Origin of the sequence: Pseudomonas urmiensis (assembly GCF_014268815.2) — a bacterium.
Lineage (GTDB): Bacteria > Pseudomonadota > Gammaproteobacteria > Pseudomonadales > Pseudomonadaceae > Aquipseudomonas > Aquipseudomonas urmiensis.
Genome location: NZ_JABWRE020000001.1, coordinates 2,880,070 through 2,888,989, shown reverse-complemented (window position 1 = coordinate 2,888,989; position 8,920 = coordinate 2,880,070). Strand labels below are relative to the sequence as shown.

Here is an 8,920-nt window from a genome sequence, read left to right as displayed (position 1 = left end):
AAATCCCGGCCTCGCTACTGGCGACAGGCCGGGGCATTGCATCAACAGTGGTCGTTCGAGCTCAGCCGCCGAAGGCCCTGCTCTCAGTTCGGTTGGCCTTGAGCTTCCCTAACACCTCGCGTCGTTCGGCCTTGGCGTGGTGGTCATGGGGATCATGTGTCCGCTACACGACTGCCAACTGCAGCTCGGCGGCCCATTGAGTGGGGCAGTCCGTCGTGTGGTGCCGGTCCGTGTTCCGGCTGGTCTTGCTACTTCATTGGCTGGTTCCTCCTATTGGTTAATCGCTGCTCGCGCTGTGCCAGGCACTGACGCCCGTTCTGAGGGCATCCCGGCAGGGAGCGTTTGCAGCGCAACCCTCCATCCGCTTTCCGTGGCCCGGCCAATGTTCCTGCCGTGCTGACGTTCCGCCTGATTTCGAGCTGGCCAGTTCCAGAGCTGGCATGGGGATCGAATTTATTGCTCGCGCTGTGCCGTTGCCGGGATCGATCCGCGAGGTTCCCATCAATGTGAAAGAGCGGCGGCCTGTGAGGGCCTCTGCAGTCCCTCGTGAGTGACTGCGGTGTTGAGGCAAATATCACGCAATGTGTTTTTCGTGTCAACACGAAATGTGATTTATTTTTTCGAAGCCGTGTTGAAATTCTTCCAAGCGAAGCGTGTTCACCTTTCACAAGGCGTGATGTATGCTCTGCTCAATACTGGATGGATGTACAGTTAATGGAGGAAGGAATGGCCAAGCAGAAGAAGTCGGTGCCGCAGGCGCGCCAGGAGATGACCGGTCTGGAACGCTTGGGGCTGCGGGTCTCGTCGATGATCAATCACCCGATCGCGCAGGCTCAGCGTTGGGTGACGATCCATCGCCTGGACACGGACGGTGACATGGAGTGGGAGGAGGTGATGGGCCTGCTGGCCGAGACGCCGGAGCTGGACCTGACGTTCAATGATGACGAGAGCGTGACGGTTCGGTGGGAGCCGCAGAGCGCGGATGATCGAGACGACCTGGTCGCGGAGAGGGATTGGGAGGAAGAGAGGGTAGAGGAGGAGGCACCTTTCTGATGGGCATGAAAAAGCCCGCCGAGGCGGGCTTTCCAGGATTCTACCCGGCTACCTTCGTGAGGATTTTTACAATCTCATCGAATCGGTTGTTGATGACCCATGCAAATATTGCAGCCACGACAAATCCAGCACCACCTAGATAGGCCATGCGGCGCTTGATCGATGTCAAATCGCTATGGACCTCTTTCAGATCCGCAGTCATTACATCCAGATCGCGCCGGATGTATTCGACATGGGTTTCGAGTCTTGCAACGCGAGCTTCCAAGTCAGATCCTCCTCCGTTGCCGCCAGTATGGCGTGAGGACCCATTTTTGTCATTCCATCCGCCTTGGATGATGTTACTCATCGCCCTTCTCCTTGGAGCGAAGCCATTCCAGAACTGCCTTGGAGTTCGTGTAGCTCATGTAACCGCACTGAGGGCAATCCATGGTCAGAACGTAATAGGTGTCCTCTTCAGACTCTGGGTACCTTGAGATCATGGGCGTTAGCGCCATCAGCGATTGCCCGCCAAGGCCGCGCGCCTTATCTATGTAGAAGTTCCAAGCCCCGCGATGCGGGCACACTGGGCACTTGTCACTCCGCTCTGCCTCGAACAGAAAATCCTTGAACTGATCAAGGGTTATCTCAATGTCGGGCTCTTGATGCACATCATCAGAGAAATCCATGAGTTCCTTCTTGCGAGTTGCGATACGGCGCTAAACCAAATGAGCATTCCAAACCAGCAGTACCCGGGCCTGGATGTACGTCATGTCCCGGCGGATCAGACGATCCTTGTGCCTCGGGTTGTCCGAAATCATCTCGTAGTGCTCTTCATCAGCCACCTGCAGGCGCTTGATGTAGAGCAGGTCATCCCAGACGAAGAGGTATATCCCGTCTCCCACGAACTCGCGGACGTTGATATTCACGATCAGCGGGTCACGGTGCTTGATGGTGGGCTCCATCGACTGGCCCCAGCCGGTGACCACCTTCAGGTGGAAGTGCTCTTCGAACTCGACGCCCAGCTCACGGAGATGGCTCGGGCTGACGCGAATGTCCTTGATCAGTTCTGGGAAATCGTGCGCGTTCTGACCCCCGCCCATCGACGCCCGGACATCGTAGTGGGCTATCCACACCTCATCACCAACCAGGCCAGGGCGGGAGAACTCAGCCTCAATCACGTTTGACGGTTGCGGCTCCTCAGCTGCTGCGAGAAGTCGGCGGCGCGCCTCTTCGGAAAAGCCTTTTCCGCTCTTTGCGAGCATCTGCTTCACAAGGTCGGCCATGCTCCGCTCAGGCGCGGCAGCTGGCTCTGGCGCAGGCGAATTCAGGAGCAACTCGGACTGATCCACGCCCAAGGCTGCTGCCATCGAGGCGATATCTGCCAGGGTAGGCTCGCGTGTGCCGACCTCGTAGTTACCAACTCGGGATTGCGATTTCCAGCCGCAGGCCTCAGCTAGCTGGGCCTGGGACATCCCTTTGGCTTTTCTCAGGCGCTTGATGCGCTGGCTCAGTGATTCGTTCATGCGCCGAATTTCATCACGAAACGAAATACCCGGCTTTCACTTATTGTGATTGCAATTAACACGGTTCGTGTTTATCCTTCGGTCATCAATGGAGGAAGACCGTATGAACCAAGTCCGAACGATCCGCGAAAGGGCTGGCGTTACCCAGGCAGCGCTGCGCCGTCAGCTCGGCTGGAATCAGTCCCGCCTGGCGAATTACGAATCAGGCCTCAGGAATCCAGGCCTTCAAGAGGCGCGCCAAATCGTGGAAGCGCTGAACGTCCTGGGCGCCAGTTGCGCCCTTGATGATGCGTTCCCGCCGGCACAAGTCGCCGCCTAACCAATTCCAACTGCAAGGAGCTACTCCCGCATGTACGCCAACCGCAATCACCTGCATGACCGCGAGATCAAGGTCCGGGTCGATGAGGACACGTTCGAACTGATTCAGGCGCTGGCCAAGTTTCACCGCACCCAGCGCGCCGTGCTCTGTCGTGAGCTGCTCGAGGCTCAGCTGGCCGCCTTGGCTTCGGAGAATACCGGCGATCAGAACGTGGCCTGAAGGCCCGTAGGAGGCCCCATGCCGATTGAAGACATCGGATTGGACCAGGGACTGATGGAGCAACTGGAGCGAGAGGCGACGAGACGGGGCATCAGCCCTGAAGCGCTCGCAGCCGACCTGATCCGTCGTGAACTGGCCAACCGAACAAAGCCCCGCAGTCCGCGGGGGGCAGTAATGCCGTTCCACCGAAAGGCCTGAATAGGCCCTGACGCGTAACTGATAAGCCCGACCGACCTACTGAAGCAGCAGCGAGCAGGGGATCACTTGATGGCCTACGACGACAAAGCACACCGCCACGACCACCAGGTCAAGGTCCGCTTGGATGACGAGGACTTCAACGAGCTGAAGGGTTACGCCCTGGAGCTCAAGGCGCAGCACAGCGTGCTGGCGCGGGAAATCATCCTGGCCGCTCTGGCGTTCAAGAAAGAGCACGGCCACCTGCCGCTGATCAACGAGAAGAAGGCCAGGGCCTGAATAGGTCCAGGGGAGGATGAATGTCGCCTGCAAACGAAGCAGTACAGCAGCACGACGTGGAGATAGCCCGGTTCCGCAGGGGTGACTTTGCGGACTTGGAGGCCTGGGCGGAAGAGGTCGGTGTTAGCACCGATGAGCTGGCCGCGCAGATCCTGAAGAAGGCCACGCACTTCCTCTCGCAGCGGGGGGAGCCCAACAGCAGCAACGTAGTGCCGTTCGCGGCGCCGAGGTAACCGTCCGATCCCTAATTAGGGACCCGGGCGCCAGTCCCTCATAAGGGACGCCAAATCGCAGAGACAAAAAAGCCGGGATTGCGGCCCGGCTCTCTGCATAACAAAAACTCTGTTCAGGAATTTTACCTATGCAGACCCAAAGTGTACAGGCCCTACAAAGGCTCGCGCCACAAAATGCGAACCACGATTTCGTGGCGCGCACGATGTCGTCGCGTGAAATCGCTGACCTGACCGGGAAGCAGCACTTCCACGTCAAGCGCGACATCGAAAAGCTGCTCGCCGACCTCGGTGAAGATGCATCCACTTTTGGATGCACCTATCTGGACGGCCAGAACCGCGCCCAGACCGAGTACCGGCTGGATCGCGAGCATACCGACTGCCTGCTCACAGGCTACAGCGCTGCAATGCGCATGGCCGTAATCAAGCGCTGGCGCGAGCTGGAGGATCAGGTCGCTGTCGCGCTACCTGACTTCACCAATCCAGCGGCTGCTGCGCGCGCCTGGGCAGACCAGGTAGAGCAGAAGGAAGCCGCCGAAAAGGCTCGAGTTCTGCTGACCGTAGAAGTCCAGGCCCAGGCCAAGAAGATTGACCACCTGGAGAACCTGTTCAAGGAAGGCATGAGCCACGTTCAGTTCTGCAAGGGCCTGAATGGGGTCAACGTGATGCAGGTGGGCCATTTCCTTGAGGGCCGCAACTGGCTCTACAACGAGAGCAAGTCCGGTACCCGCTACCGTGTCGCCGCTTACGCCCGCGACAAGTACATGACCGAGCATCAGCAGGAAATCAAGCCGCACGGGCGCGAGGCGTTCATCAGCTACACGCCGATCCTGCTGCGCAAGGGCGCCGTGCGCCTGTACGAGCTGTACCTGGCTGGTGAGTTGCCCATGAAGAAGAACTGGGACGGCCTGCACACCCACGACAAGGCCGTGCGGGGTGCAGCATGACTAGGCAAGAGCTCCGCGACGACATCGTCGCCTACATGAGCAAGCCCGAACTGTCGGCCCGCGGCTGGTACTGCACCTGGTGGTTCCGCCACCACCTTCAGCATGGCGCGATCGGCACGCGGAAGATCCGGCAGGAGCTCGACCGCATGGAGAAGATGGGTCTGGTCGTTTCTGATAAGTCGCAGAGCAACAATACGCTCTGGCAGCTCGCGCCGCGGCAGGTGACGCCATGAGCATGGAGTTGATGGTCAAGGCCATGAAGACCAAGGTCGGCAACCCGCTGCGCAAGCTGGTGCTCATCAAGCTGGCCGACAATGCCAACGATATGGGCGAATGCTGGCCGTCGTATCAACACGTCGCTGATCAGTGCGAGATCAGCAAGCGATCGGTCATGAACCACATCAACACCCTGTGCGGTGCTGGCCTGTTGCGCAAGGAGATCCGCAAGGGTGGACCAAAGGGCAACTCCTCGAACGTCTACTACCTCACCTTGAGTGGTGCAGCAGATTCACTAGGGGTAGTGCAGCAGATTCACCAGGGTAGTGCACCAGGTTCACCCCCTAGTGCAGCAGATTCACTAGGGGGTAGTGCAGGAGATGCACCCAGAACCAGTCACTCTTTTGAATCAGTAAAGGAACCAGTCACTGAACCTGTTGCGACCCAGGCTGAAGCCATGGTCGCGGAAGGTATCGTGGTTCCGTTCACGGCTCAGCAACCGCGCTGCGAGATCCCAGCTGATATGCCAGGACCGAAGGACCAGTCCTGCAAAACCTTCAAGGCTTGGGCGAACTATGCAATGGCCTATCGCAAGCGCTACCACGCTTGGCCGGTCTGGAATGCGAAGACCGCCGGGCAGGTTGGTCAGCTGATTGCCCGCCTCGGCATAGAGGTCGCCCACCATGTGGCCGCGTACTTCCTGGCGATCAACGACGCGCGCTTGATCAACGGCTGCCACAACCTGGGCGACCTACTGGCCAAGGCCGAGGCCTACCACACCCAGTGGGTCACCAACCGCCAGATGAACTCCACGACTGCCCGCCAGCAGGAGCAGACCCAAGCGAACATAAATGCGGCGCAGGAAGCGGCTGACTCAATCCTGAACGGCAAGGGAGGGCAGCGGAATGCTTTCCTCTGAACAAACCGCCTCTTTGGCCGGTGCTATCTGCGCTACCGCTGAGGCAATGGGGCAGGTGATCAGCGCTGGAGGCGCGCAGCTCATCGCTGAGGACCTTTCGGCCTATCACCCTGACGTGATCAAGGGCGCGCTTCGTGCGTGCCGTAGAGAGCCTTCAGGGCGCCTTTCGCTTGGCATGGTCCTCAAGCACATCCACGCGGCTGATTCCCGTCCCGGTAAGGATGAGGCGTGGTCGATTGCCTTGGCGGCCAGTGATGAGCACGAGACCGTGGTGCTCACCACAGAAATCCGCCAAGCAATGATCGCCTCCGAGCCGATTCTTGAAGCTGGCGACAAGGTCGGCGCCCGAATGGCTTTCATGAGCGCCTACGAGCGCCTGGTGAGCTTCGCCCGCGCCGAGGATCAGCCGGCCAAGTGGGAAGTGTCGCTGGGGTACGACGCTGGGCGCCGCGTGGTGGCCATCGAATCCGCCGTCCGTGCCCAGCTCATCACCCACGAGATCGGGGCCAAGTATCTGGCCGACCTGCGCATAGCGCCCATCACCGATGACGGCCAGGCCATCGCCGGCCTGCTGACCGGTGAAGTGCGCCCGCAGGCCAGCGCCAAGACCCGGGAAAAGCTCGCCGAGGTGCGCTGCATCCTCAAGGCGGCCAAGGCCAAGAAAGACCGTGAGCGCGCCAAGGAATCCCAGCGCCGTCGCGTCGACACATACCTACGCAAGCGACAGACCCGCGTCGCCATTGCTCAGTTGAACATCAAGCGCGCCGGGGAGCCGGCCGGGAAGGGCGTATGACCATCGACAAGCAAACTCTCCAGCCCCTGCTGTGGTCCGTTGTTGCTGCTTGGCGGGCGGGGGACGCTGAGCTGCAGCGCCACACCGACGCCCTGGACGCATTCCTCGGCGAGATGACCGTGGAAGAGGTTGCGCTGGAGCTGCTGGCGGAGATCGACCAGCTGGCCGCTCAAGTACGCGCCGCGGGCGCCCAGTTGCAGGAGGTGGCGGCATGACCGAGAAAATCAGCGTCAACTGCCAGGCCAAGCTATCCGAGGCCATCACGATGCTGACCAGGCTGTTCCGCGACAAGAAATTCGTAGTGGTCAGCATGCGCCCGGGTAAGGATCGGACCCTGGATCAAAACGCATTGTGGTTTGCGATGTACGAGCGCATCGCCAAGAGCACCGAGATGGGTGACATCGAGGACGTGCGCCGGTACTGCAAGCTGCACCTAGGCGTGCCGATCATGCGCGCGGGCTGCCCCGAGTTCCGCACCGGCTGGGCGGAGTCGTTCATCCACCTGGATTACGACGTGAAGCTGCGCATGATGGGCCCTTGCGCCATGTTCGGGCCGGATGGCTTCCCGGTGACCCGCCTCTTTGATCGTGCCCAGGGCTGCCAGTACACGGACCGGATCGTCGAGGAGTTTGCCGCCCGCGGCGTGCACTTCGCTGACCTGCTTGGGGAGGAGGCCGCATGAGAAGGCGTGACTGGTACGACCGCCGAACGGACAAGCGCGTAGCTCTTCAGATCGCAGAGGAGCAGGGGATTGTTGCTGACAGCACTGAGGTGAGGCAGGCACTGGTCGCCAGGCTGGAATCGGGCGAAATGACCCTGGAGCAGGTGCAGGACGAGCTGCGCAAAGTGAAGCGCGACGCGAAGAAGAACGGCAAGAAGATTCGCTCGCAGATCTGGAGATCGGCATGACACGGACAGCTCTCAAGGAGGTGAAGCAGAAGACCTGCAAGGCCTGCGGTAAGAAGTTCCGGCCATCGCTCTCTACGCAGAAGGCCTGCAGCGTGGCGTGTGCGCTGGACCTGGCTAAGAAGCCGGAGAACCAGGCGGTGGCGCGGAAGGCGATCGCCCAGCGTGAGCGCCGCGAGATCCAGGTGCGCAAGCAGAAGCTCAAGAGCCGAGCGGACTACATCCGGGAAGCCCAGATCGAGTTCAACACCTTCATCCGGCTGCGCGACAAGGACGAGCCTTGCATCTGCTGCGGTAGTTACGGGCCCGGCGAGGACTGGCTGACCGGAGGTAAGTGGGACGCTGGCCATTTCCTCAGTCGAGGCGCTTACCCAGAGCTTCGCTTCGACGAAGACAACTGCCACAAACAGCTCAAGTCCTGCAATGGCGGCTCGGGCAAGTACGCCGCCAAAGGCCGGACCGTTGCTCAGGGCTACCGCGAACGGCTGATCCAGAAGATTGGCCAGGAGCGCGTCGACAGACTCGAAGGCCCTCATGAGGCCCAGCGGTACACCATCGAAGAACTCAAAGGCATCAAGGCCCTATATCGGGCAAAGGTCAAACAGCTCAAGGAGCAAGCAGCATGACCGTGGAATGGGCATTTTTCATCCTCGCCTCGATGCTTGTGGTGTCCGGCGCGGTCTTGGCTTGGGGCGCTGCATTGGCTCGAAAGCGCAGCTACGAAGAATTCATTTTGAGAAAGTCCAAGCGTGTAGGGGGTGGGGAATGAATTACCAGAATGTGGTATCGGCAGTTGTCCGCGCCCTGGCGGCTGAGACTATCAACAGCGCGGGCGGGTGCGACTTTGAGCCGAAGGTCCAAGCAGCCAAGCAGAAGGGCGCTATCGTGGGCAAGGAGGCTGCTTTCCTCTTCGACTGCATGGTGTTCAGCCGGCTGCACAAAAACCTCACCCCTGAGCACTGGCGGCATCTGGTGGCGAAGTACTCGACCCACGTCGACCGCAAGCACGCAGCGATAGAGGAGATCACCCGCACGCATCGTTCTCCGGCGCCGGAGCGTTTCCGCCACTGCGCAATCCTAACCTGGGCAATGCCTAAGCTGCCGGGAGTGGATGGGAAACGCAGCACAAGCGTTCTGCCCGCGGCCTGGTACGAGATGGACAACTGGAGCAACGAGCCTCATCCGATCAAGACTCAAGAGCGCTGGAGGCGGGATATCCGTAAGGCGCTGGAGAGCGCTGTGAACGAGGCTTTGACCGAGGCGCAGCACATCCTCGACCATGAAGGCCTTTTGGTGGCAAATGTCGCTTGACGCCGAGTGAGCCAATGAGCCAATATGCACC

Annotated in this window: 19 protein-coding genes; 16 read left to right on the top strand and 3 right to left on the bottom strand. The window is 60.1% G+C overall.

Annotated features, from left to right (window positions below; genetic code table 11):
• The first annotated feature begins 726 nt into the window (after positions 1-726).
• On the top strand, positions 727-1,053 hold the full coding sequence (locus tag HU737_RS12955; RefSeq protein ID WP_186554949.1) for a DUF1654 domain-containing protein: 327 nt from the start codon (positions 727-729) through the stop codon (positions 1,051-1,053).
• A 40-nt stretch (positions 1,054-1,093) separates the two neighbouring features.
• On the opposite strand, the gene HU737_RS12950 is transcribed toward HU737_RS12955, so the two are convergent.
• The 3 genes from HU737_RS12950 to HU737_RS12940 are packed head-to-tail and all read right to left on the bottom strand — an operon-like array spanning position 1,094 to position 2,555.
• Positions 1,094-1,399 (bottom strand): hypothetical protein, encoded by a 306-nt coding sequence (locus HU737_RS12950; protein ID WP_225915613.1) that lies wholly within the window; start codon positions 1,397-1,399, stop codon positions 1,094-1,096.
• A complete protein-coding gene (locus HU737_RS12945) occupies positions 1,392-1,718 on the bottom strand; it encodes a hypothetical protein (RefSeq protein ID WP_186554947.1) in 327 nt (108 codons plus the stop codon). The genes HU737_RS12950 and HU737_RS12945 overlap by 8 nt, the downstream gene beginning before the upstream one ends.
• Before the next feature lie 30 nt (positions 1,719-1,748).
• Entirely contained in the window at positions 1,749-2,555 is an 807-nt protein-coding gene (locus HU737_RS12940; protein ID WP_186554945.1) for an XRE family transcriptional regulator, read from the bottom strand.
• 103 nt (positions 2,556-2,658) lie between these two features.
• On the opposite strand from HU737_RS12940, the gene HU737_RS12935 reads away from it, so the two are divergent.
• From HU737_RS12935 to HU737_RS12865, 15 genes are all read left to right on the top strand, one after another.
• Positions 2,659-2,874 carry a helix-turn-helix transcriptional regulator gene (locus tag HU737_RS12935; RefSeq protein ID WP_009397152.1) on the top strand — a complete coding sequence of 72 codons (216 nt, stop codon included), beginning with the start codon at positions 2,659-2,661 and terminating at the stop codon, positions 2,872-2,874.
• Between the two features lie 30 nt (positions 2,875-2,904).
• Positions 2,905-3,093, top strand: a complete 189-nt coding sequence (locus HU737_RS12930) for a hypothetical protein (protein WP_039615332.1) — start codon at positions 2,905-2,907, stop codon at positions 3,091-3,093.
• Between the two features lie 18 nt (positions 3,094-3,111).
• A complete protein-coding gene (locus HU737_RS12925; RefSeq protein WP_039615331.1) occupies positions 3,112-3,291 on the top strand; it encodes a hypothetical protein in 180 nt (59 codons plus the stop codon).
• A 69-nt stretch (positions 3,292-3,360) separates the two neighbouring features.
• Positions 3,361-3,567: a hypothetical protein gene (locus HU737_RS12920; RefSeq protein ID WP_027907143.1), complete on the top strand. Its 207-nt coding sequence runs from the start codon at positions 3,361-3,363 to the stop codon at positions 3,565-3,567.
• Between the two features lie 20 nt (positions 3,568-3,587).
• Positions 3,588-3,800, top strand: a complete 213-nt coding sequence (locus HU737_RS12915) for a hypothetical protein (protein WP_186554943.1) — start codon at positions 3,588-3,590, stop codon at positions 3,798-3,800.
• Positions 3,801-3,928: 128 nt separating this feature from the next.
• Complete coding sequence (locus HU737_RS12910) at positions 3,929-4,744, top strand: Rha family transcriptional regulator (protein WP_186554941.1); 816 nt, start codon at positions 3,929-3,931, stop codon at positions 4,742-4,744.
• Entirely contained in the window at positions 4,741-4,977 is a 237-nt protein-coding gene (locus HU737_RS12905; RefSeq protein ID WP_186554939.1) for a hypothetical protein, read from the top strand. The genes HU737_RS12910 and HU737_RS12905 overlap by 4 nt, the downstream gene beginning before the upstream one ends.
• Entirely contained in the window at positions 4,974-5,879 is a 906-nt protein-coding gene (locus HU737_RS12900) for a helix-turn-helix domain-containing protein (RefSeq protein ID WP_186554937.1), read from the top strand. The genes HU737_RS12905 and HU737_RS12900 overlap by 4 nt, the downstream gene beginning before the upstream one ends.
• Positions 5,866-6,672: a hypothetical protein gene (locus HU737_RS12895; protein WP_186554935.1), complete on the top strand. Its 807-nt coding sequence runs from the start codon at positions 5,866-5,868 to the stop codon at positions 6,670-6,672. Before HU737_RS12900 ends, HU737_RS12895 begins: the two co-directional genes overlap by 14 nt.
• Entirely contained in the window at positions 6,669-6,887 is a 219-nt protein-coding gene (locus HU737_RS12890; protein ID WP_186554933.1) for a hypothetical protein, read from the top strand. The genes HU737_RS12895 and HU737_RS12890 overlap by 4 nt, the downstream gene beginning before the upstream one ends.
• On the top strand, positions 6,884-7,354 hold the full coding sequence (locus HU737_RS12885) for a hypothetical protein (protein ID WP_186554931.1): 471 nt from the start codon (positions 6,884-6,886) through the stop codon (positions 7,352-7,354). Before HU737_RS12890 ends, HU737_RS12885 begins: the two co-directional genes overlap by 4 nt.
• Positions 7,351-7,581, top strand: a complete 231-nt coding sequence (locus HU737_RS12880) for a hypothetical protein (protein ID WP_186554930.1) — start codon at positions 7,351-7,353, stop codon at positions 7,579-7,581. Before HU737_RS12885 ends, HU737_RS12880 begins: the two co-directional genes overlap by 4 nt.
• Positions 7,578-8,204 (top strand): recombination protein NinG, encoded by a 627-nt coding sequence (locus HU737_RS12875; protein ID WP_186554928.1) that lies wholly within the window; start codon positions 7,578-7,580, stop codon positions 8,202-8,204. The genes HU737_RS12880 and HU737_RS12875 overlap by 4 nt, the downstream gene beginning before the upstream one ends.
• Positions 8,201-8,347 (top strand): hypothetical protein, encoded by a 147-nt coding sequence (locus HU737_RS12870; protein WP_186554926.1) that lies wholly within the window; start codon positions 8,201-8,203, stop codon positions 8,345-8,347. The genes HU737_RS12875 and HU737_RS12870 overlap by 4 nt, the downstream gene beginning before the upstream one ends.
• Positions 8,344-8,889, top strand: coding sequence for a hypothetical protein (locus tag HU737_RS12865; protein ID WP_186554924.1), 546 nt, complete (start codon positions 8,344-8,346; stop codon positions 8,887-8,889). Before HU737_RS12870 ends, HU737_RS12865 begins: the two co-directional genes overlap by 4 nt.
• Positions 8,890-8,920: the final 31 nt, after the last annotated feature.